The 21,755-nt window shown below is 72.5% G+C and carries 23 protein-coding genes; 11 read left to right on the forward strand and 12 right to left on the reverse strand.

Annotated features, from left to right (window positions below):
• Positions 1–56: 56 nt before the first annotated feature.
• Positions 57–1,610, reverse strand: a complete 1,554-nt coding sequence (locus Pdca_RS27935; RefSeq protein WP_232021244.1) for an HNH endonuclease — start codon at positions 1,608–1,610, stop codon at positions 57–59.
• 228 nt (positions 1,611–1,838) lie between these two features.
• Between Pdca_RS27935 and Pdca_RS27940 the strand changes: the two genes are divergently transcribed.
• Positions 1,839–2,438, forward strand: coding sequence for a DUF998 domain-containing protein (locus tag Pdca_RS27940; protein ID WP_085914798.1), 600 nt, complete (start codon positions 1,839–1,841; stop codon positions 2,436–2,438).
• Between the two features lie 12 nt (positions 2,439–2,450).
• Here Pdca_RS27940 and Pdca_RS27945 read toward each other — a convergent pair whose 3' ends face one another.
• Both Pdca_RS27945 and Pdca_RS27950 read right to left on the reverse strand, forming a co-directional pair.
• Positions 2,451–3,122, reverse strand: coding sequence for a hypothetical protein (locus tag Pdca_RS27945; RefSeq protein WP_125911596.1), 672 nt, complete (start codon positions 3,120–3,122; stop codon positions 2,451–2,453).
• 69 nt (positions 3,123–3,191) lie between these two features.
• Positions 3,192–4,346 (reverse strand): acyl-CoA dehydrogenase, encoded by a 1,155-nt coding sequence (locus Pdca_RS27950; RefSeq protein WP_085914800.1) that lies wholly within the window; start codon positions 4,344–4,346, stop codon positions 3,192–3,194.
• A 60-nt stretch (positions 4,347–4,406) separates the two neighbouring features.
• Here Pdca_RS27950 and Pdca_RS27955 point away from each other — a divergent pair, with 60 nt between their 5' ends.
• Positions 4,407–5,102 carry a TetR family transcriptional regulator gene (locus Pdca_RS27955; protein ID WP_085914801.1) on the forward strand — a complete coding sequence of 232 codons (696 nt, stop codon included), beginning with the start codon at positions 4,407–4,409 and terminating at the stop codon, positions 5,100–5,102.
• Here Pdca_RS27955 and Pdca_RS27960 read toward each other — a convergent pair.
• The 3 genes from Pdca_RS27960 to Pdca_RS27970 all read right to left on the reverse strand — a co-directional run bounded on the left by Pdca_RS27960 (position 5,038) and on the right by Pdca_RS27970 (position 8,171).
• Complete coding sequence (locus tag Pdca_RS27960) at positions 5,038–6,051, reverse strand: hypothetical protein (protein WP_174824359.1); 1,014 nt, start codon at positions 6,049–6,051, stop codon at positions 5,038–5,040. The two genes, Pdca_RS27955 and Pdca_RS27960, sit on opposite strands and share 65 nt — an antisense overlap.
• 384 nt (positions 6,052–6,435) lie before the next feature.
• Entirely contained in the window at positions 6,436–6,951 is a 516-nt protein-coding gene (gene purE, locus Pdca_RS27965) for a 5-(carboxyamino)imidazole ribonucleotide mutase (protein WP_085914802.1), read from the reverse strand.
• Positions 6,951–8,171, reverse strand: coding sequence for a 5-(carboxyamino)imidazole ribonucleotide synthase (locus Pdca_RS27970; RefSeq protein WP_269462818.1), 1,221 nt, complete (start codon positions 8,169–8,171; stop codon positions 6,951–6,953). Before Pdca_RS27970 ends, purE begins: the two co-directional genes overlap by 1 nt.
• Positions 8,172–8,205: 34 nt before the next feature.
• Here Pdca_RS27970 and Pdca_RS27975 point away from each other — a divergent pair, with 34 nt between their 5' ends.
• The gene (locus tag Pdca_RS27975) at positions 8,206–8,724 is read left to right on the forward strand and encodes a GtrA family protein (protein WP_085914804.1); all 519 of its coding nucleotides are present in this window, start codon (positions 8,206–8,208) and stop codon (positions 8,722–8,724) included.
• Here the strand turns inward: Pdca_RS27975 and Pdca_RS27980 are convergent.
• Positions 8,721–9,338: a TetR/AcrR family transcriptional regulator gene (locus Pdca_RS27980; RefSeq protein ID WP_085914805.1), complete on the reverse strand. Its 618-nt coding sequence runs from the start codon at positions 9,336–9,338 to the stop codon at positions 8,721–8,723. The genes Pdca_RS27975 and Pdca_RS27980 overlap by 4 nt on opposite strands.
• A 153-nt stretch (positions 9,339–9,491) precedes the next feature.
• Between Pdca_RS27980 and Pdca_RS27985 the strand changes: the two genes are divergently transcribed.
• From Pdca_RS27985 to Pdca_RS27995, 3 genes are read left to right on the forward strand one after another with little or no spacing between them, the layout of a single operon-like run.
• On the forward strand, positions 9,492–10,286 hold the full coding sequence (locus Pdca_RS27985) for an SDR family NAD(P)-dependent oxidoreductase (protein ID WP_085914806.1): 795 nt from the start codon (positions 9,492–9,494) through the stop codon (positions 10,284–10,286).
• Between the two features lies 1 nt (position 10,287).
• Positions 10,288–11,841 carry an acyl-CoA synthetase gene (locus Pdca_RS27990; RefSeq protein ID WP_085914807.1) on the forward strand — a complete coding sequence of 518 codons (1,554 nt, stop codon included), beginning with the start codon at positions 10,288–10,290 and terminating at the stop codon, positions 11,839–11,841.
• Entirely contained in the window at positions 11,838–12,830 is a 993-nt protein-coding gene (locus tag Pdca_RS27995) for an LLM class flavin-dependent oxidoreductase (RefSeq protein ID WP_085914808.1), read from the forward strand. Before Pdca_RS27990 ends, Pdca_RS27995 begins: the two co-directional genes overlap by 4 nt.
• A gap of 14 nt (positions 12,831–12,844) precedes the next feature.
• Here the strand turns inward: Pdca_RS27995 and Pdca_RS28000 are convergent, their stop codons facing one another.
• A complete protein-coding gene (locus tag Pdca_RS28000; protein WP_085914809.1) occupies positions 12,845–14,119 on the reverse strand; it encodes an ATP-binding protein in 1,275 nt (424 codons plus the stop codon).
• Between the two features lie 3 nt (positions 14,120–14,122).
• Entirely contained in the window at positions 14,123–14,779 is a 657-nt protein-coding gene (locus Pdca_RS28005; RefSeq protein WP_085914856.1) for a response regulator transcription factor, read from the reverse strand.
• 74 nt (positions 14,780–14,853) lie between these two features.
• Here Pdca_RS28005 and Pdca_RS28010 point away from each other — a divergent pair, with 74 nt between their 5' ends.
• Both Pdca_RS28010 and Pdca_RS28015 read left to right on the forward strand, forming a co-directional pair.
• Positions 14,854–15,672 (forward strand): inositol monophosphatase family protein, encoded by an 819-nt coding sequence (locus tag Pdca_RS28010; protein WP_085914810.1) that lies wholly within the window; start codon positions 14,854–14,856, stop codon positions 15,670–15,672.
• A complete protein-coding gene (locus tag Pdca_RS28015; protein WP_085914811.1) occupies positions 15,665–16,126 on the forward strand; it encodes a MaoC/PaaZ C-terminal domain-containing protein in 462 nt (153 codons plus the stop codon). The genes Pdca_RS28010 and Pdca_RS28015 overlap by 8 nt, the downstream gene beginning before the upstream one ends.
• On the opposite strand, the gene Pdca_RS28020 is transcribed toward Pdca_RS28015, so the two are convergent.
• The 3 genes from Pdca_RS28020 to Pdca_RS28030 form a co-directional block, all read right to left on the reverse strand.
• Positions 16,101–17,036: a hydroxymethylglutaryl-CoA lyase gene (locus tag Pdca_RS28020; protein WP_085914812.1), complete on the reverse strand. Its 936-nt coding sequence runs from the start codon at positions 17,034–17,036 to the stop codon at positions 16,101–16,103. The genes Pdca_RS28015 and Pdca_RS28020 overlap by 26 nt on opposite strands.
• On the reverse strand, positions 17,033–17,602 hold the full coding sequence (locus Pdca_RS28025; protein ID WP_085914813.1) for a PH domain-containing protein: 570 nt from the start codon (positions 17,600–17,602) through the stop codon (positions 17,033–17,035). Before Pdca_RS28025 ends, Pdca_RS28020 begins: the two co-directional genes overlap by 4 nt.
• Before the next feature lie 95 nt (positions 17,603–17,697).
• Entirely contained in the window at positions 17,698–18,552 is an 855-nt protein-coding gene (locus Pdca_RS28030; protein WP_085914814.1) for a biotin--[acetyl-CoA-carboxylase] ligase, read from the reverse strand.
• A 140-nt stretch (positions 18,553–18,692) separates the two neighbouring features.
• Between Pdca_RS28030 and Pdca_RS28035 the strand changes: the two genes are divergently transcribed.
• Genes Pdca_RS28035 through Pdca_RS28045 form a run of 3 tightly spaced genes read left to right on the forward strand, consistent with a single transcriptional unit; the run spans position 18,693 to position 21,707 of the window.
• On the forward strand, positions 18,693–20,342 hold the full coding sequence (locus Pdca_RS28035) for an acyl-CoA carboxylase subunit beta (RefSeq protein WP_085914815.1): 1,650 nt from the start codon (positions 18,693–18,695) through the stop codon (positions 20,340–20,342).
• Entirely contained in the window at positions 20,342–20,587 is a 246-nt protein-coding gene (locus Pdca_RS28040) for an acyl-CoA carboxylase epsilon subunit (RefSeq protein WP_085914816.1), read from the forward strand. Before Pdca_RS28035 ends, Pdca_RS28040 begins: the two co-directional genes overlap by 1 nt.
• Before the next feature lie 28 nt (positions 20,588–20,615).
• A complete protein-coding gene (locus Pdca_RS28045; protein WP_085914817.1) occupies positions 20,616–21,707 on the forward strand; it encodes an alpha/beta hydrolase in 1,092 nt (363 codons plus the stop codon).
• The last annotated feature ends 48 nt before the right edge of the window (positions 21,708–21,755 follow it).

A 21,755-nucleotide genomic window follows, 5' to 3' on the forward strand; every position in this document is an offset into this window, starting at 1 on the left:
CGTCCGACTGTTGGACAGCAGTACCGACGGCGACGGGACCGTCGAGGTGTACTTGCTCACGCTCGCTCCGGGCGCGGTGCACGTCTCCGCGGGACACGGCCCACACGTCGTCGAACACCTGCTGGTGACCCGGGGCGCCGCGCGAGCGGGCCGGGTCGGCGCGGAGGTCGACCTGGACGCCGGCGCCGCCGCGACATGGGCCAGCGACGCCGAACACAGCTACCGCGCACTCGGGGACCGGCCCGCCGCGGCCGTGCTGGTGATCCGCTCCGGCGCGATCCCGGGGAGCCCGCCCGGCTGAGGTAGGTGTGCCCGGTCGGCGTGGTGGTGCGCACCGTGTGCGGCGTGCCGCCCAGGCCGTCGCGCACCAGCTCGACGGACCAGCCCGGGAGCTCCCGGACGAGGTTCCCGCGGACGCAGACCGCCCGCCCGTTCACCAGGCTCGTCGGACCGCCCCGGCGGGCGGGGACGATGTGGTCGACGTGCCGGGCCGGGGCGTCGCAATAGGGATCACGACAGCGGTCGCCGTCGCGGATCCGGACCAGCTCCGCCAGCACCCCGCCGAAGAACCGCCGCCGCGGATCGGCGCCCACCAGCGGCCCGCCGGCCGGGCGCGTGAACAGCCGCCGCCACCAGCGCCGCCCCTGGGTGCCGGCGAGGACGTCGCGGGCGATACCGGCCGGGACCGGGCCGTGGCCGACGATCTCGGCGGTACCGCCGGCCGCCGGATCGACCAGCTCGTCGACCCCGATCACGATGCCCAGCTCGACGTTCACATCGGCCGCCCGGACCTGCCCGGTGAGGCGCTCGACCAGCGTGTCGGCCATGACCTGGTCGCGGTTGCGATCGGATCCGGCGCCGACCACCGTGTCGGCGTGCCGGCGCAGCGCGGCCAGACAGGCGACGCCCTGCTCCACCGGGAGGTAGGCGGACAGCACCGCCATCGTGTCCGGTGCGGGCCGCAACCCGACCCGGCGGTCCGTGCGTGCGGTGCGGCCACGGGCGACATACGCCGCCGGATCGCACTCGTAGGCCAGTCGCCGCGCGAGCGCCGCCGCGGCCCGGCGACCGAGCTCGTCGATGCCGGCGCCGACGAGCTGTTCGTCGACCGCGCGCCGGGCCTCCCGATCGAGGTGCCGGGTCTCCGACACGACATGCTCGGCGACCTCCTCGCTGATCCGCCCCGCCCGCAGCAGCGCACAGATTCCGGGCAGATCGAGGTGCAGCACGCGGGCGCTGCCCAGCCGCCGCGAGCCGGCCGACGGGGAGATCCGGCAGGCCAGCGCGACCTGGTCGGCGATCCCGCGCTCCGCGGTGCGCGGATCGAGATCGCCATCGGCGATCCGCTCCTCGACCACCGCGCGGGCGAAGCCGACGATCTCGGCGCCGTGACCGGCGGCGACCACGGCGCGCAGCCGCTGGAACAGCGCGATCCGGTCGATCCGGACAGCCGGGTCGGCTGCGACACCGCCGCGATCCCCTGGCAGGCCGGACAGCACGCCGAGCACCGACTCGAGCACGGCGACGACCGGGTCGGAACCCGGCCCACCCTCGCCCGTTCCGATACCACCCGCCCCGCCGTTACCCGAACGGCCGTCACTCGACCACATGTTCGAATACTAGCGCATCACCAGGCGTTCCATCGAGGACTTTCCACATCGGATTCCCACCAGGCCAGCACCCGGAGCGCGTACAGCGTCAGCCACCGCGACGCGGCCGTCCGGGCCCCGCGCCGCACGGACGAGCGCGACCCCATCGGGCAGCCACGAGCAGCCAGTCCCGCGTCGCAGCGTCCATCGATCCCCCAGCACCGTCCGGTTCGACTAGAACTGTCCCTCATGACGGCTCTTCTGTGGACCGGAGCGCTCGGCTCGTGGCTGTTCGTCGTCACCTTCCTGATCGACGGCGCCACCCGGCCCGGCTACAGCCCGGTCCGGCATCCGGTCAGCGCGCTCGCGCTCGGGCCGCGCGGCGGGATCCAGACGGCGAACTTCGTCGTCTGTGGGCTCGCGATCACCACCGGCGCGCTCGCGCTCGCGCCGACGTACGTCCTGCTGGGCGTGGCCGTCGGCGTCTTCGGGCTGGCACTGGTCGCGTCCGGGGTGTTCCGGATGGACCCGATGCGCGGCTATCCCCCCGGCACGCCCGACGGCACGCCGGAGACGACGACCCGGCGGCACGACCTGCACGACCACGCCGGAGCGGTGGTATTCCTCGCCCTACCGGTCGCAGCCGCGATCGCCGCCTTCACGCTGGCCGATACCGGCTGGCGCTGGTACTCAGGCGTGACGGCCGCGCTGCTGCTCGCCGGGTTCAGCGCGTTCGGCACCGCGTGGGAGAACGACGACCCGCGGGCCGGGCTGGTGCAGCGCGTGGTGATCGGGGTGGGCTGGCTGTGGCTCGGCCTGGTGTTCGCGCACGTCGCACTGCTCGGCTGAGCGGTTCGCCCGTCAGCCCAGGTCGTGTTGCTCGATCAGCGCGCGGTGGTCGGCGTGCACGGTCGTGGACCACGGCAGCGGCAGGCGCGGGTCTTCGCCCCGCTCACGACGGTCGTAGAGATCGTCGACCGACAGGCGGCCGGTCGGGTCGAAACCGTACCTGCGGGGTTCGCGCACCGTTTCCAGCCGGACCGTCTCCGGCTCGACGTCGACGCCGACCAGTTTCACCCCCGCGACACCCACCTCGGCGATGAAGCCGGCCCACCCCCAGGCGTAGCGCTGGTACGACATCACCGCGTCGGAGTCGTCGACGGTGCAGGGCAGGGTCGGCCAGTTCTGCCAGTCCAGCGACAGCGCGTGCACGTGGTCGATCTGGACCTTGTTGAATCCGGGAGGGAACTGCACCGCGCGGCTGTCCGGACGCATGCGCTCCGACAGTACGAAGAGGCAATCGAAGGCGAGGTCCTCCTCGAGCCGCCAGCCGTCGAGACGCTGGTTGTGAGTACCCACCGACAGATGTGCCCGGCCGTCCCGCACCCGGTGCCCCAGCCACAGCGTCGTCATCGGGTGGCCGATTCCGCCCTCGTAGAACTCGACCCAGGTCGGCCCCTCCCACGACGCGACCCCGGAGAAGGGGAAGTCGATCGGCGGATGTCCTCGATCCTGCGGCGGGGCTGCTGACATCACCCGAGTGTCGCAGCCGCACGCGACAGGCCGGCGGCAACGGCACGGAGGCCCAGCGCCCCGCTCGTCTCACTTGAGCAGGTTGCGCGCCATCACCATCCGCTGGATCTGGTTGGTGCCCTCGTAGATCTGGGTGATCTTCGCGTCCCGCATCATCCGCTCGACCGGGAAGTCGCGGGTGTAGCCCGCGCCGCCGAGCAGCTGCACGGCGTCGGTGGTCACCTGCATCGCGGTGTCCGAGGCGAAGCACTTGGCGGCCGAGGAGATGAAGCCGAGATCGGGCTCGTTGCGCTCGGCACGCGACGCGGCGACGTAGCAGAGCTGGCGGGCGGCCTCGACCTTCATCGCCATCTCGGCGAGCATGAACTGCAGGCCCTGGAACTCGGCCAGCGTCTTGCCGAACTGCTTGCGCTCCTTCATGTACTGCGTCGCGACGTCGAGCGCGCCCTGGGCGATGCCGACGGCCTGCGCGCCGATGGTCGGACGCGTGTGGTCCAGCGTGCGCAGCGCGGTCTTGAAGCCGGTGCCCTCGGCGCCGATGATCCGGTCGGCCGGGATCCGGGCGTCCTCGAAGTGGATCTCACGGGTGGGCGAGCCGTGGATGCCGAGCTTGCGCTCCTTGGTGCCGACGACGAAACCCGGGTCGTCCTTGTGCACCACGAACGCCGAGATCCCGTTGGCCTTCTTCTCCGGATCGGTGACGGCCATGACCGTGTACCAGGTCGACTCGCCGGCGTTGGTGATCCAGCACTTGGTGCCGTTGAGCACCCACTCGTCGCCCTCGCGGCGGGCCCGGGTCTTCATCGACGCGGCATCGGAGCCCGCCTCGCGCTCGGACAGCGCGTAGCTGACCATCGCCTCGCCCGCGGCGACCGACGGCAGGACCTGCTGCTTCAACTCGTCCGAGGCGGACAGCAGGATCGGGGTGAGCCCGAGGCCGTTGACCCCGGGAATCAGCGACGACGACCCGCAGACCCGCGCGACCTCCTCGATCACGATGCAGCCGGCGAGCTCGTCGGCACCCTCGCCGCCGTACTCCTCGGGGATGATCACAGCCTGGAAGCCGGCCTTGACCAGCGCGTCGCGGGCCTCGACCGGAAAGCGCCCCTGCTCGTCGACATCGGCAGCGTGCGGCGCGATCTCCTTCTCCGCCAGGTCCCGCACCGCCGCGCGGAGGGCCTGGTGCTCGTCGCTGAGCCGGTAGCTGTCGAAGTCGCTGTTCATAACACGAATCTTAACGGCACTCCGTGCCACAGAGCAACGCACCTTGCTACCCTCCGTGCCATGACGAGCAGCACTCGCCGCGGGCGTTCCCCGGAGGGACGCGCGGAGGTCCGGCGGGATCTGGTCGCCGCGGCCGCCCGGCTGTTCGCCGACCGGGGTTACGACGACACCACGGTCGACGACATCGCGGCCGCGGCGGGCGTCGGCCGCCGGACCTTCTTCCGCTATTTCCGCGGCAAGGAGGACGCGCTGTCGCCCGATCACGAGCGCGGGCTCGCCCGGATCTCCGAGGTGTTCGCCGACGCGCACCCGGACGAACCGCTGCTGTCACTGGCACTGCGTGCCGCGGAGACCGTCTTCGATCTCTACACCGACGACCCAGGGGTGGCCCGGCAGCGGTTCGCACTGGTCGGTGCGGTGCCCGCACTGCGGGACCGGGAGGCCGCATCGGTGCACCACTACCGGCGGCTGTTCACCCGGAAGATCGCCACCCGGCTGGCCGGACAGCCGGACGGTGAACTGCGGGCCGCGGTGACGGCCGCGGCCCTCGTCGCCGCGCACAACCAGGCGCTGCACCGGTGGCTCGCCGACGGCGCCCGGGAGGCCGACCTGCCGGCCTGCATCGACCACTTCCGCCGGGTCGCGCCGATGCTGCCGCTGGAGGTCGACACCGAGCCGGATCTCGCCGACGTCACCCGCCGCCTGGAGCGGGCCACGCAGGCGCTGGAGCGTCAGACCGGTCACCGGACCGGGTGAGCGCCGACCGGCGCCGGGCCGCGACGACCGTGCCCACCGCCCACACCGCGCAGACCGCCACCAGCGCCGCGACGGCGAGCAGGGTGAGCCCGTCCGGATCGACCAGTGACTGACCGCGGACCGCCTGCCAGGTGGTGATCGCGAACACCCCGCTGCAACCGAGCACCGCCACCCCGGTCAGCCGCACACGGACCCGCTCGTCGCGCAACCACAGCACCCGGCCGGCGAGGAAACCGAGCAGCAGCACGAACAGCACGAGTACCTGGATCGCGTGCAGGCCGACGAAGTGCGGGACCCGCAGATCGCCACCGGTGGTGCTCCAGTTCGTGACCGGCATCCCGCCACCGTCCGGCACACCGACACCGTGCGCGCCGGACAGCGTCACCGGACGCCCGTTCGCATCCGGCACCGTGCGGCTCCCGCCACCACCGGCGATCCCGAACGCGACGGCCATGCCGGCGGTGACCAGCAGCAGCCCGGCCCGCAGTGCGCGGGTGAGCGCGGCGTCGCCGACCCGCTGCAGCAGGATCAGCACCGCGATCACGATGGTCGCCCCGAAGAGCCCGATCACCCCGCTGGAGAAGATCTGCTGCCCGATCGCGTTGATCGGGTCGGAGTCGGTGTTGAAGTGGCTGAAGGTCCCGCGCGCCGCCTGCAACGCGATGAAGCCGACATCGACCACACCGGTGGCGGCGAACACCGTCCCGAGCCACCACAGCGTGCGGCGGAAACGGGTCAGCCGCGGGATCAGCGCCGCGAGCGTCAACCCGAAGATCGTGAAGGAGACGGCGAACTTGAGCGGTTTCGCCCAGACCGACTCGGTGAGCAGCATCCGGTCGTCGACGGCGAGACCGGCCGCCGCGACGAGGGCGAGCCCGGCCATCAGCAGCGACATCAGGAGCAACGGCCGGTGCCAGGACGCCGGTAGCGCACGGATCGTGTGAGTCATCGGACTCCCCCCTCGACGGTGCAGCGATTGCTGCAGCACCGAGCCTGGCCGGGGACTGGCCGGACCTCACGGGGGAGCGCACCCGAGGTTCCCTGCGGTTCTCCCCCTGAGGGATCCCTCAGGGGTCCCTCAGGGTTCCCTGCCGGGTCCGGACATGCGTGATCCCCGGGCCAAGGTTGGGACCCGGGGATCACGGGTGACCGTCTGGTATTGCCGGCACCACACCGGCTTCCACGACCGTCTCCGAGCGGGATCGCCCCGCCCGGCAGAACGTGGTGCTAGCTGAGGGCCACCTCACGTGTCCAGTAGCTCATCTGCTCGGACCACCTCCTCTCCCGTGTACCGACACCGTAACCACGCGCTCGGGCCCGGCGCCAGGAGAATTCAGGCCTGGCCGCGGGCGACGGCGCGCAACGCGGCGTCCTTGTCCAGCACGGTCCGTTCCAGGTCCGCCTGGAACTCGACCATCGCCTGCCGCAGCGACTCGTCCCCGGCACCGAGGATCCGCACGGCGAGCAGGCCCGCATTGCGGGCGTTGCCGACCGCGACCGTCGCCACCGGCACCCCGGCGGGCATCTGCACGATCGAGAGCAGCGAGTCCAGGCCGTCGAGGTACTTCAGGGGCACCGGTACGCCGATCACCGGCAGCGGCGTCGCCGCCGCGACCATCCCGGGCAGGTGCGCCGCGCCGCCGGCACCGGCGACGATCACCTGCAGGCCACGGTCGGCCGCGGAGGCGGCGTAGTCGAGCATCCGCTGCGGGGTCCGGTGCGCCGAGTAGACGCCGACCTCCCACGGCACGCCGAACTCGTCCAGCGCCGCACCGGTCGCGCCCATCACGGGCCAGTCGGAGTCGCTGCCCATGACCACCCCCACCCGGGGAGTGCTCGCCTCGGCCATCAGGAGTCCTTTCGGGGGTCGTCCGCGTGTGCCGACCAGCCGTCGGCCCACTGCGCCGTGGCCAGCCAGTCCGCGGCCAGCTCGGCGCGCTCCCGCACGGCCTCGCCGTCGGAGCCCAGCACGGTCACGTGGCCGATCTTGCGGGCCGGCCTGCCGTCCTTGGCGTAGAGGTGCACCCGCGCGTCCGGGAACCGGGCGAAGCAGTGGTGCAGCCGCTCGTCCATCGACATCGTGGGCTCCTCCGGAGCGCCCAGCACGTTGGCCATCACGGCCACCGGGGCGACCGGGGTGGTGGCGCCGAGCGGGTAGTCCAGCACCGCGCGCAAGTGCTGTTCGAACTGCGAGGTGACCGAGCCCTCGATCGTCCAGTGCCCGGAGTTGTGCGGTCGCATCGCCAGCTCGTTGATCACGACCTCGCCGGGGGCGGTCTCGAACAGCTCGACCGTCATCAGCCCGACGACGCCCAGCTCGGCCGCGATCCGCAGGGCCATCTCCTGGATCCGTGCGGCGTCGTCGTCGGCGAGCCCCGGTGCGGGCGAGGTGACCCGGGCGCACTGGCCGTCGACCTGCAGGGTCTCCACCACCGGCCAGGCGGCCGCCTGGCCGAACGGCGACCGGGCCACGCTCGCGGCCAGCTCCCGGACCATCGGCACCGCCGACTCGACCATCAGCGGGGTGCCACGGTCGAGCAGGTCGGTGACCAGCGCGGCGTCCGGGGCGGTCAGGAACCAGACGCCGCGGCCGTCGTAGCCGCCGCGGGTGGCCTTGAGCACCACCGGCCAGCCGTGCGCCGCGCCGAACGCGTCGACGTCGGCGGCGGCGGCCACCGGCGCGAACTGCGGCATCGGCAGCCCCATCGCGGACAGCCTGCGGCGCATCACCAGCTTGTCCTGGGCGTGCAGCAGCGCCTCCGGCGGCGGCCGCAGCGGGATCCCGGCCTCGGCCAGCGGGCGGAGCACCTCCTGCGGGACGCCCTCGTGGTCGAAGGTGACCGCCGAGCATCCGGTGGCGAGTTCGCGCAGCGCCGCACCGTCGTCCGGGTCGCCGATGACGACGTCCGGGGTCACCCGGGCCGCCGGATCGTCCGGCGAGGCCGCCAGCACCCGCAGCGTCTGCCCGAGCGCGACGGCGGCCTGTGCGGTCATGCGGGCCAGCTGCCCACCGCCGACCATGCCGACCGTGGGCAGTCCGCTCTTCCCTGCGCTGTCAACCCTCTCCACAGGACGTGGAGCCTAATCTGGCACGATCACCCACGTGACGGTGGTGGAGGCGACGCTCGCTCGAATCCCCCAGCCGTACCGTGACAAGGCCATCAAGCACCGGGAACTCATCAAGTTCCTGATGGTCGGCGGCACCACCTGGATCATCGACACCGCGGTGTTCCTGCTGCTCAAGATGACCGTGCTGGACACCAAGCCGGTCACCGCGAAGGTGTTCGCGGTGCTGGTGGCCACGATCGTGTCGTACGTGCTCAACCGGGAGTGGTCCTTCCGCACCAGGGGCGGGCGCGAGCGACATCACGAGGCCGCGCTGTTCTTCCTGATCAGCGGGGTCGGGGTGGCCGTGTACTCGGCACCGCTGGCGATCTCGCGATACGTACTCGAGCTGCAGGTGCCGGGCGTCTCGCTGTTCACCCAGGAGATCGCGGACTTCGTGTCCGGGCAGATAGCCGGGACCCTGGCCGGGATGGCGTTCCGCTGGTGGGCGTTCCGCCGGTTCGTCTGGCCGGAGCAGTTCGTGCGGCGCCAGCCGGTGCCGCCGCCGGCCGACTAGACCCGGGCGGGCGCGCGCACGAGCAGCGGCATCACGTCGTGCACCTCGGTGCGCAGGGTGTCCAGGGCCGCCGTCGCGTTGCCGGACAGATAGCCGAGCAGAGCCTGCTGGAAGACCCCGTCGAGCATCCCGTACGCGGCGTGCGGGGGCAGTGCGGGCTCGGTGTCGGCGAGCTCGGCGTACCGCACGACCACCCGCCAGACCATGTCCTCCAGGGTGCGGTCGATCTGCTCGACGGCCTCGCGCAGGCTCTCCTCGAACATGCTCTGTGCGCGCAGGTCGTACCAGAGCCGGTGCATCGGGGCCTCGTCGACGATCGTCTCGCGCAGCTTGTCGGCGAAGGCCGCGATCAACTCGTCCGCGGTCGTCGCGGTGGCGACCGCACCGTCGTAGCGGGTGACGCAGACGGCCTTGTACTGCCGCACGCAGTAGACGATCAGGTCGAGCTTGTCGGCGAAGTAGTAGTGCACCACCCCGTGACTGAACGGCGAGTTGTTCGCGATCTCGCGCAGCGACGACCGGGCGTAGCCGAGCTCGCCGAGCGTCCGCAGTGCGGAGTCCGCGAGCGCACGACGTCGCGCGTCGTGCTTGTCCACCGGATTGGCCCGCGCCATATCGCACTCCTTCCGCGCTCCCCCGGAGCCGGACTCTAGCCGAACACGGGGCGGCCGGTCACAGAAATCTTGACAGCTGACCAGAAAAATCTTGACAGTCGGATAGATCATCAACCATGGTGTGGTCCCCATCACCAGCACACAGGAGTGCCCGTGACTCAGATCGATCTGACCGGCCGTACCGCTCTCGTCACCGGAGGCGCCCAGGGCCTCGGCGAGGGGATGGCCCGCGCCCTCGCCGCCGCCGGTGCCCGGGTCGTCGTCGCCGACGTCCAGGACGAGGTCGGCGGCAAGCTCGCCGAGGCGCTCGGCGAGCAGCACGGCTTCGTCCACCTCGACGTCACCGACGACGCGTCCTGGACGGCCGCCGTCGCCACCGTCGTCGAGCGCTTCGGCGGCCTCGACGTGGTCGTCAACAACGCCGGGATCGAGGTCACCCAGCTCCTCGCCGACACCGAGCCGGACGACGTGCGGCGGATGCTCGACGTCAACATCGTCGGCACCATGCTGGGGATCAAGCACGCCTTCCGGGCGATGCGCCCGGGCGGCCCGGCCGGGCAGGGCGGCACCGTCGTCAACGTCGCCTCGGTCGCCGCCACCATCGCGTTCCCCGCGATCGGCGGGTACTCCGCGACCAAGTCCGCCGTCGACCGGCTGACCCGGGTCGCCGCGATGGAGTCGGGCAAGCTCGGCTACGGGGTGCGGGTCAACTGCGTCTACCCCGGGCTCGTGCCGACCGCGATGGGCCAGAAGCTGGCCGTCGAGACCGCCGGGCTCGGGCTGTTCGAGAGCCCGGAGGCCGCGGTCGGAGCGGTCGTGGAGCTGACCCCGTCCGGCCGGCTCGGTGAGGTCGCCGACATCGCCGACGCGGTCGCCTTCCTGGCCTCCGACGCGGCCCGCTTCGTCAACGGCGCCGGGCTGCCCGTCGACGGCGGGATGGGCATGTGAGATGCGCCTGATCGACCACCTGGACAAGGGCGCGTCGCTCGGCGCGGACGCACCGTGCCTGGTCTGCGACGGCGAGGTCCGCACCTACGGTGAGGTGCGGGAGCTCGGGGACCGGATCGCCGCCGCCCTCGTCGCCGACGGGGTCGAGCCGGGCGACCGGGTGGCGGTGCTGTCGGCGAACGACCCGACCGCGTTCACCTGCGTGTTCGGGATCAGCCGCGCGGGCGCGGTGTGGTGCCCGGTCAACCCGCGCAACGAGGCCGCCGAGAACCGTGAGCTGCTCGACCTGTTCGAGTGCTCGGTGCTGATCTTCCAGGCCTCGTTCGCGCCGCTGGTGGACGCGATCCGGCACGACCTTCCCGGGCTGCGGACGCTGGTCTGCCTCGACGGGGATCCCGGATGGGCCCTCGGCTGGGAGACCTTCCTGTCCCGCGGGCAGGGGCCGGTCGACCGGGCCTGCCCGGACGACGTGGCGATGATCGTCGGTACCGGGGGCACCACCGGGCGTCCCAAGGGCGTGGTGCTGACCGGCACGAACATCGAGACGATGACGGCGATCACGCTGATGAGCTACCCGTGGCCTGCGGCCGGCGGGCGGCCGACCTATCTGGCGCTCGCGCCGCTCACGCACGCGGCCGGGGTGCTGTGCTTCCCGGTGCTGTGCCGGGGCGGCTCGGTCGTCGTGATGCGCAGTCCGGACGTCGGCGGCTTCCTCGACCACGTCGAGCAGCACCGGGTCACGCACACCTTCCTGCCGCCGACGCTGATCTACATGGTGCTCGACCATCCCTCGCTCGACGGGCGGGACCTGTCGTCGCTGCAGTGCTTCTGGTACGGCGCCGCGCCGATGTCGGTGGCCCGCCTGGAGGAGGCGCTCACCCGGATCGGGCCGGTGATGGCCCAGCTCTTCGGCCAGACCGAGGCGCCGATGATGATCTCGACGATGCCCCCGGAGGATCACTTCGGCACGGACGGGCGACCCGCACGGGACCGGCTGTCGTCGGCCGGGCGGCCGTCCCCGCTGGTGACCGTCGCCGTGATGGACGACGGCGGCCGGCTGCTCGGGCCGGGTGAGCGCGGCGAGATCGTGGTCCGCGGCTCGCTGGTCATGCGCGGCTACCACCGCAACCCGGAGGCGACGGCGGAGGCGTCGGCGCACGGCTGGCACCACACCGGCGACATCGGCTACCTCGACGACGACGGGTTCCTGTTCATCGTCGACCGGGCGAAGGACATGGTGATCACCGGCGGGTTCAACGTGTACTCCTCCGAGGTGGAGCAGGCACTGATGGCCCATCCCGCGGTCGCCGACTGCGCCGTCGTCGGGCTGCCCGACGACAAGTGGGGCGAGCGGGTCACCGCCGTCCTGCAGCTGCGACCCGGCGCCACGCTGGACGACGCGGAGCTGACGTCGTTCGTCAAGGCCCGGATCGGCAGCGTCAAGACGCCGAAACAGATCGAGATCTGGCCCGACCTGCCGCGCTCGAAGATCGGCAAGGTCCTGAAGGCCGAGATCAAGAAGCAGTTCGTCACCCCAAGGAGAACGTCCTCATGAAGCTCGCGCTCTATCTCCCGAACTTCCGCGAAAAGGTGACGGTCGCCGAGCTCGAGGAGCTCACCGCGCTCGCCGAGACCCTGGACTTCGACTCGGTCTGGACGCTGGACCGGATCGTGGTGCCGGAGGCCTCGGACCGCCAGGAACTGCAGTACTCGTTCGGCATGATCGAGGGCATGCCCAAGGGGCTCCCGGTGAGCTCGCGCGGGCAGTGGCTGCAGGGGATGCCGCTGATCCCGTGGCTGGCCGCGAAGACCTCGAAGGTCCGGATCGGGATGAGCATCATCGACACCCCGTTCCGGGCGCCAGGTGTGCTCGCCGCCGAGATGGCCACCATCGACCACCTGTCCGGTGGCCGGCTCAACGTCGGTGTCGGCGCCGGCTGGATGCCCGAGGAGTTCGCCGCGTCCAGCGCGGCGCACATCTTCCCGAAGCGCAACAAGCACGTGCGCGAGACGATCGAGATCATGCAGGGCATCTGGGGCAACGAGGTGTTCGAGTACCACGGCGAGTTCGCCGACTTCGATCCCTGCGGGTTCGGCGCGAAGCCGCTGCAGCAGCCCGGCCCGCCGATCTTCTTCAGCGGGCTGAAGGACCCGAAGCGGGCCGCGACCCGGGTCAGCCGCTACAACCTCGCCGGCTGGATCGGGATCCAGGACTCCCCCGAGGACATCGCCCACTGGCGCGGTGAGATCGGCCGCGAGCTCGCCGAGATCGGCAGCACCCGCACCGTCGACGACCTCGAGATCAGCAGCATGCTGTGGACCGTGATCACCGACACCGACGTCGACCAGGCCCCGCAGGGCAAGCTCACCAACCTGCTGGTGGGCAGCGCCGGGCAGATCACCGACCGGCTGAAGGCCTACAAGGAGGCCGGGATGACGATGCCGATGTTCTGGCCGCCGTTCGCCGACGTCCCGGTCGCCAAGACGGTCGACGACCTCAAGCGGATCCGCGAGGAGATCATGCCGAAGGTCGAGGCGGCGTGAACCACCCCCGCTAGCTAGCGGGGACCGCTCCGGTCCGCCGCGGGCGCACCGGCCGCGACGTCGTCGGTGCGGGCGGCCGGGAGGTAGATCCGGAAGACCGGCGGCCGGGCCCGGTAGAGCTCCAGGCGCCCGCCGTCGGCCTCCACCAGGGTGCGGGCCAGCGCCAGCCCCAGCCCGGTGGACGACTGCGCGGACACCCCGCGGTCGAACACGTGCGGTATGAGCTCCTCCGGCACCCCCGGCCCGGTGTCGGAGACCTCGACCTGCAACGCGTTCTCCGCGGCCCGCGCGGTGATCGTCACCTGGCCGTCGCCGTGCTGGACCGAGTTGTCCACCAGCGCGCCGACGGCCTCCCGGAGCCGGGCGACGGTGACCCGGGCGAGCATGCCCTCCGGTACCCGCAGCCGCAGCGACCGCCCGGCCCGCGACAGCGGCACCCGCCATTCCCGGGCGACCTCTTCCAGCGCCTCGGCCAGGTCGACCGGCTCGGCGCCCACCGCGCGGGCGGCGCGGGCGGACTCCAGCAGGTCGTCCAGCACACCGGTGAGCCGCTCGGTCTGCTCCAACGCGGCCAGCGCCTCGCGGCGGGCGTCCGGATCGGGATGGGTGGAGAGCTCGTCGAGCCGCAGCTGCAGCGCGGTGATCCGGCTCCGCAGCTGGTGCGACACGTCGCCGACCAGCGCGCGCTCGCGTTGCAGCAGCTGGGCCAGCGCGGTCGCCGAGGAGTCGAGCACCTCCGAGACCCGGTCCAGCTCGGCGATGTCGTAGCGGGCCGGTGAGCGACGGAAGTCCCCGGCGCCGAGCCGCGCGGCACGTGCCGCGAGATCGCGCAGCGGATCGGACAGCCGGCGCGCGGTGTAGATCGCGACCCCGGTGCCCACCGTCACCGAGAACCCCACCAGCAGCATCACGACCAGGACGACCTGGGTCTGCTGGGCCCGCATGATCGCGGTCGGCTGGGCGAGGGTGATCGTGCCGCCCGGTCCGAACGGCAGCGACTCGGCGACCGGATCGACCACCTCGCGGACCCCGTACTCGGTCGTCGGCGCGTCCGGGGTCTCGATGGTGAGCCTGCTGTCGGCCGGGATCGCCAGCTCGATCGCCCCCGGCGGCGGCGTCTCGGTACCGGTGTCCTCCAGGGTCCCGGTCAGCTGTTCGAGCCGCTGGGTCAGCTCGGCGCGGGTGAAGTCCTCGACCAGCTGCCAGGTCGCCAGCGCCAGCGGACCGCCCAGGAACAGCGCCGTCACCGCGACGGTGAGCAGCGTCGAGACCAGGATCCGGCGGCGCACCGGTCAGTCCGCGTTGTAGCGGAAGCCGACCCCGCGGACGGTCGCGATGCGCTTCTCGCCGCCGATCTTGCGGCGCAGCCACGACATGTGCATGTCCAGGGTCTTCGACGACTTCATGTCGGCGTCGCCCCAGACCGCGTGCAGGATCTCCTCCCGGGTGACGACCTGCCCGGCGTGCGTCATCAGCACCCGCAGCAGCTCGAACTCCTTGTTGGCGAGGGTCACCTCGTCGCCGTCGAGCAGCACCCGGCGCCCGGAGAGCTCCATCCGCAGCCCGTCGACCTCGACGACGTCCTGGGTGCGGCGGCGCAGCAGCGCGCGCACCCGGGCGAGCAGCTCGGCGAGCCGGAACGGTTTGGAGACGTAGTCGTCGGCGCCGGCGTCGAGACCGACGACGAAGTCGACCTCGTCGGTGCGCGCGGTGAGCATCAGCACCGGCAGGTCGGGCTGGGCGGTCCGGACCCGCCTGCACACCTCCAGGCCGTCCATCCCGGGCAGCCCGAGATCGAGCACGAGCAGGTCCGCCGGGTCACGGGTGACCCGCTCCAGCGCACCGAGCCCGTCGGACACGACCTCGACGTCGTAGCCCTCCCGCTGCAGCGCGCGGGAGAGCGGCTCGGCGATCGCCGCATCGTCCTCGGCAAGCACCACGGTGGTCATCCTGGCGAGCATAGGCCCGCCCGCCGGGGACTGGGGCGCGGCGCCGAAGGTGTGGACTGGCATGCTCGCCGAACGTGAGCCCCGCGCCGAACGTGCCCGCCGATCCGCGTGATCTCGATCTCGCGCTGCGGCTGGCGGATCTCGCCGATGCGATCACCCTGCCCCGGTTCCGGGCGGCCGACCTGCGGGTGACCCGCAAACCGGACCGCACACCGGTGACCGACGCCGACACCGCCGCCGAGGACGCGATCCGGGCGGCGCTCGGCCACGAGCGACCGCGGGACGGGATCCTCGGCGAGGAGCGCGGCGCGAGCGCCGGCGCGCCGACCGGGCGCGGCTGGGTGATCGACCCGATCGACGGGACCAAGAACTTCTCCCGGGGGGTGCCCGCCTGGGCGACGCTGATCGCCCTGGTGGTCGACGGCGTGCCGGTGGTCGGGGTCGTCAGCGCACCCGCGCTGCACCGCCGCTGGTGGGGCGCGGCCGGGGCCGGGGCGTGGGCGCGGGACCTGCCGTCCGGGACGCCGCACCGGATCACGGTGTCCGGGGTGTCGCGGATCGCCGACGCCTACGTCTCCACCACCAACCAGGAGACCTTCCGCGCCGAGCCCGGCCCGGTCACCCGGGACGGGTGGACGGCGCTCACCGAGACCTGCTGGGAGTCCCGGGCGTTCGGCGACTTCTGGCAGCACTGCCTGGTCGCCGAGGGCGTGCTGGACGTGGCGGTGGAACCGGCCGCGAACCCGTGGGACCTGGCCGCACCGGCCGCCGTCGTCGCCGAGGCGGGCGGCCGGCTGACCGACCTGGCCGGGAACCCGACCTACGCCGGCGGGCACGGCCTGACCAGCAACGGACTGTTGCACGACGACGTACTGGGGGTGCTCCGTGGCTGAGCTGTACTTCGAGGACTTCGTCCCGGGATCGGTGTTCGACCTGGGGACGACGGTGGTCGACGAGGCGGAGATGGTCGCCTTCTCCCGCCGGTTCGATCCGCAGCCGTTCCACCTGGACCGGGCGGCCGGTGACCGGGTGTTCGGCGGGCTGGCCGCGTCCGGCTGGTTCACCGCGAGCCTGTGGATGCGGGCCTACGTCGATCACCTGCTGAGCCGGTCGGCGAGCCTGGGCTCCCCGGGCGGCGACGAGATCGCCTGGCCGGCCCCGGTGTTCGCGGGCGACGAGCTGCGCTCGGCGATGGAGGTGCTCGAGGCCAGGGTGTCCCGCAGCCGGCCGTCGCTGGGGCTGATCACGCTCCTCGGCACGTCGAGGAGGACCAGCGACGAGCGGCTGGTCTACCGGTCCCGGTTCACCGGGATGGTCGAGGTCAGGAATCCTGCGCCAGCGCCGTGACCACCCGCGACGGCGACGGCCTGCCCAGGTGCCCGGCCATCCAGGTGCTGGTGCCGACCAGCGCGCGCAGGTCGACGCCGTGCGAGATGCCCAGGCCGTCGAGCATCCACACCAGGTCCTCGGTGGCGAGATTGCCGGTCGCCGACCCGGCGTAGGGGCAGCCGCCCAGGCCGCCGGCGCTGGCGTCCACCGTCGTCACCCCGCGGCGCAGTGCGGCGAGGGTGTTGGCCAGAGCCTGGCCGTAGGTGTCGTGGAAGTGCACCGCGATCCGGTCGATGCCGACGCCGCGCGCATCGCAGGCGTCGAGCACCGCACCGACGTGCGCCGGGGTCGCGACGCCGATCGTGTCGCCCAGCGAGAGCTGGTCGCAGCCCATCTCCATCAGCCGGGCCCCGACGGCGGCCGCCTGGTCCGGATCGACGCCGCCCTCCCACGGGTCGCCGAACACCATCGACACGTAGGCGCGCACCCGCAGGCCCTCGCGCACGGCGCGGGTGACGGTCGGCTCGAACATCGCGAACTGTTCGTCGAGGGTGCGGTTGAGGTTGCGCTTCGCGAAGGTCTCGGTGGCCGAGGCGAACACCGCGACGTGGTCGCAGCCCGCCTCGATCGCCCGGTCCAGGCCGCGCTCGTTCGGCGTCAGCACCGGGTAGTCCAGCCCGTCGCGGCGCTCCAGCCGGGCCAGCAGGTCGGCGGCGTCGGCGAGCTGCGGGACCCATTTCGGGTGCACGAAGCTGGTCGCCTCCAGGGTGCGCAGGCCCGCGTCGGCGAGGCGGTCCAGGAACTCGGCCTTGACCTCGACCGGGATCACCGCTGACTCGTTCTGCAGGCCGTCACGCGGCCCGACCTCGTAGATCTCGACCCGGCCCGGGAGTTCCGGGTCGCGCACCGTCGTCGGCAGGCTGCTCACGCCCCCATCCTCTCCCGGACCGCGGCGTCCGCATGCCCCCGCAGGGATGTGCGCTGTGTCTCTCCCGCGGCCGCCCGGCGGGTGCTCTCGATCCGGCCGATCTCGCGGTGCAGCCGGGCCTGCACCCGCTCCACGGCGGGGACGTGGGCGAACCTGAGCCGCTCGCCGGCCACGTCGAGCTGCAGGGTGCCGCAGCCCAGCACCCGTTCGAGTGTGCTGCTGCGGACCCGCACCGCGTCGATCCGGTCGATCGGCACGTCCAGCCCGTTCCGGGTGGTGATCCCCTCCCGGACGATGAACCGCAGGTTCGTCACGGCCAGGTGCGAGCAGCGCCAGCGGACCAGCGGCAGCACCGTCGTCCGGGTCACGGCGAGCCCGGCCAGCACGCCGAGCAGCGCCCACGCCCAGGGCGCCCAGGTCTGCAGCCGCACGACCGCCGCGGCGAACCCGGCCGCGGCGCTCACCAGCAGCAGTGCGCACACCGGGCCGAGACACAACCGCCAGTGCGGCCTGCCGTGCAGCACGACGCGCTCGTCCTCACCGAGCGCGTCGTCCGGGAACGCCATGCACCCAGGCTAGGACGCCACGCGCCGGCAGCGGGTCCGACGCGCGGCACGAAGAGCCAGGTCAGCGCTCCGGGTGATCGGCTCGGGAAGATCCGCTACGGGTGATCGGCGGGGCGCAGGTGCACGACGTCGCCTGCCGCCACCGCGACCCGCTCGCCGCCGTCGGGGTGCACGAGCAGCCTGCCCTGCGGGTCGACGTCCTCGGCCATCCCGACGAGGTGGTCGCCGCCGGGGCGCTCCACCCGGACCCGGGAGCCGAGGCTGGCGCAGCGGGACCGGTAGTCCGACCGGAGCCCGCAGGCGTCGGCGTCGCCGCCGGCGTCGCGCCACTCGGCTTCACGCAGGTACAGGTGCCCGAGCAGTGCGACGACGACCTCGGCGCGGGTCGCGGTCAGCCCGTGCGCGGCCAGCGAGGTGGCCCCCCACGGCAGCTCGTGTGCCGGGGTGGCGACGTTCAGCCCGATGCCCAGCACGACGCCCGGACCGCCGCCGGACACCGCCGTCATCTCGGCCAGGATCCCGGCCGCCTTGCCCCGGGACGGGCCGACGAGCAGGTCGTTCGGCCACTTCATCGCGGCGGGGACGTCCGGCGCCACCTCGGCGATCGCGTCCACCAGTGCCACCCCGGCCAGCATCGGCAGCCAGCCCAGCCGGTCCGCGGGGACCCCCTCGGGGCGCCACAGCACCGACATCGTCACCGTCGCACCGGGCCGCGAGATCCAGGTGCGGTCCAGCCGGCCGCGACCACGGACCTGCTCCTCGGCGATCAGCACCGACCGGTCCGGCGCGCCCCGACCGGCCTCGGCGAGCAGGTCGGCGTTGGTGGATCCGGTCGAGGCGACCACCTCGAGGGCCGTCCAGCCGCCCGCCGGGCGCAGCACGGCCGTGCGCAGGGCGTACACGTCCAGCGGTTCGTCAGCACCCTCGTCAGGGTTCGTCCCGGTCGTCATCACCGGGGACGGTAACGGGCGAAAAGGAACACGGTGGCCCTCGGCAGGACCCGGATCGATAACGCTCTCGACACGACCGGGTGTGCTGCGGCGGACATCACGCCGGTCGGCGCGGGGACACCGGGTTAGGCTCCCGACTCATGAGCGCCGCAACGGAGCCGATGGCGACCCCGGACGACGGTGGGGCCGCACCTGACGTGCACACCACGGCGGGCAAGCTCGCCGACCTGTACCAGCGTTTCGACGACGCGATCCACGCCGGATCGCAGACGGCCGTCGAGCGTCAGCACGCCAAGGGCAGGCAGACCGCACGCGAGCGGATCGACCAGCTCCTCGATCCCGGCTCGTTCGTCGAGCTGGACGCACTGACCCGGCACCGGTCGACCAACTTCGGGATGCAGGACAAGCGCCCGTTCGGTGACGGCGTGGTGACCGGCACCGGCACGATCGACGGCCGGCCGGTGGCGATCTTCTCGCAGGACGCCACGGTGTTCGGCGGTGCGCTCGGCGAGGTCTACGGCGAGAAGATCGTCAAGGTGATGGATCTGGCGGCGAAGATCGGCTGCCCGATGATCGGGATCAACGACGGTGGCGGCGCCCGGATCCAGGAGGGCGTGGTCGCACTCGGCCTCTACGGCGAGATCTTCACCCGCAACGTGCGCAGCTCCGGTGTGATCCCGCAGATCTCGCTGATCATGGGCCCGTGCGCGGGCGGCGCGGTGTACTCCCCCGCGATCACCGACTTCACCGTGATGGTCGACGAGACCAGCCACATGTTCATCACCGGCCCGGACGTGATCAAGACCGTCACCGGCGAGAACGTCGACATGGAGGAGCTCGGCGGCGGCCGGGCGCACAACACCAGGTCCGGCGTGGCGCACTACCTGGCCGGCGACGAGTCGGACGCGCTGGACTACGTGAAGCAGCTGCTGAGCTTCCTGCCGTCGAACAACCTGTCCGAGCCGCCGGAGTTCCCCGCGGCGGAGCCCGTCGAGGGCTCGATCAGCGACGGGCTCACCGACTCCGACGCCGAGCTCGACACTCTGATCCCGGACTCGCCGAACACCCCGTACGACATCCGCGAGGTCGTCAACCGGGTCGTGGACGACGAGGACTTCCTCGAGGTCCAGGAGCTGTGGGCGCCCAACATCGTCACCGGCTACGCCCGGATCGAGGGGCGCAGCGTCGGCATCGTCGCGAACCAGCCGACCCAGTTCGCCGGCTGCCTGGACATCGACGCCTCGGAGAAGGCCGCCCGGTTCGTACGGACCTGCGACGCGTTCAACATCCCGGTGCTGACCTTCGTCGACGTCCCGGGCTTCCTCCCGGGCACCGAGCAGGAGTGGAACGGCATCATCCGGCGCGGCGCGAAGCTGATCTACGCCTACGCCGAGGCGACCGTCCCGAAGATCACCGTGATCACCCGCAAGGCCTACGGCGGCGCGTACGACGTGATGGGCTCCAAGCACCTCGGCGCCGACGTCAACATCGCCTGGCCGACCGCGCAGATCGCGGTCACGGGGGCGCAGGGCGCGGTGTCGATCCTGTACCGCAAGGAGCTCAAGGCGCTGGAGGGTTCGGACGGCAGCGCGCTCGCCGCCAAGCGCGCGGAGCTGCAGCAGGACTACGAGGACACCCTCTGCAACCCCTACATCGCCGCCGACCGGGGTTACATCGACGCGGTCGTGCCGCCGTCGCACACCCGCGGCTACGTCGGCCGGGCGCTGCGGATGCTGTCCACCAAGCGGGAGCAGGGCCCGACCCGCAAGCACGGGAACATCCCGCTCTGATGGGCACCGAGGACTCCGCCGAGCAGACCCCGGAGCAGCGCCGCGCGCTGTTCCGGGTGGTCCGGGGCACCCCGGACCAGCACGAGCTGGCCGCGCTCACCGCGGTGGTCGCCGCCGCGGCCGGTGCAGGCGCCCCGGCCCCGGCCCCGGCTCCGGCGAACCTGTGGTCGCACCCGGCGTCCCAGCTGCGGGTCCCGCTGGTCGCGGGGCGCGGGGCGTGGCGCGCCTCGGGGCTGCCCCGCTGACGTCGCCCGGTACCGGACCGGCGATGCCGTGCTGAACACGCTGCTACGGATCGACGTCACGACCGTCGGCTTCCTGGCCGGGCTGGCGGTCCTCAGCGTGCTGGTGGTCGTCGCGCTGCGCCTGCTCCGGTTCCCCCGGCCCGGTGTGGTCGTCGTGGTCCTGGCGCTGCTGGTTGTCAACACCGGGGCGCTTGCCAACAGCTACTACGACTACTACCGCGACCTCGGGTACGTGCTCGGTGACGCGCCGGGCGACGAGGTCGCCCTCGACGAGCTGATGGCCCGCACCGCGGCCCCCGACCAGGGTGAGATCGCGCCGTTCCCGATCCCGGCGCGGGCATCCAGGTTCGACGCCCGGGAGGCGCTGGTCTGGGTCCCGCCGGCCTGGTTCGCCCGGCCTCGGCCGCAGCTCCCGGTGGTGCTGCTGCTGCACGGCACCCCGGGATCGCCGCAGGACTGGATCGACGGCGGCCGCGCCGCCGACACCGCCAACGCGTTCGCCGCCGCGCACGGCGGGCGGGCCCCGATCCTGGTCCTGCCGGACGTCAACGGATCGCTCGCGGCCGACTCCGAGTGCGTCGACGGGCCGGCCGGAAAGGTCGAGACCTACCTGACCGAGGACCTGGTCCCCGCCGTGCAGCAGACCTTCCGGACCCTCGATCCGGGCCCGGCCTGGGCGGTGGCCGGCCTGTCCGAGGGTGGCTCCTGCGCGATCATGCTCGCGCTGCGCCATCCCACCGTGTTCGGCACCTTCGGCGACTACGCCGGCCTGGCCGGGCCACGCTCGGGCGACACGAACGCGACCGGCAGCACGGTCGCGGACCTGTTCGACGGTTCCCGCGCCGCCTTCGAGGAGCACGAACCGGCCGCGGTCCTCGCGATCCGGCGCTTCCCCGGTCTCGGCGGCTGGTTCGAGGCCGGATCGGCCGACGAGCAGCCGCTGGTCGCCGCACGCCGGCTCGCACCGGCCGCCCGGGCGGCCGGGATCGACGTGTGCGAGCGGGTGATCCCCGACGGCGGGCACGACTTCGACCTGTTCTCCACGGCGTTCGCGGACTCGTTGCCGTGGATCGCCGGGCGCACGGGGGCGTTCCCGCCGGGCCCCTGCCCGGGCGGCTGAGCAGGGCCCGGCGTGCCGTCCACCCAGGGGTGGATGGCACGGCTCCAC

The organism is Pseudonocardia autotrophica (assembly GCF_003945385.1).
Lineage (GTDB): Bacteria > Actinomycetota > Actinomycetes > Mycobacteriales > Pseudonocardiaceae > Pseudonocardia > Pseudonocardia autotrophica.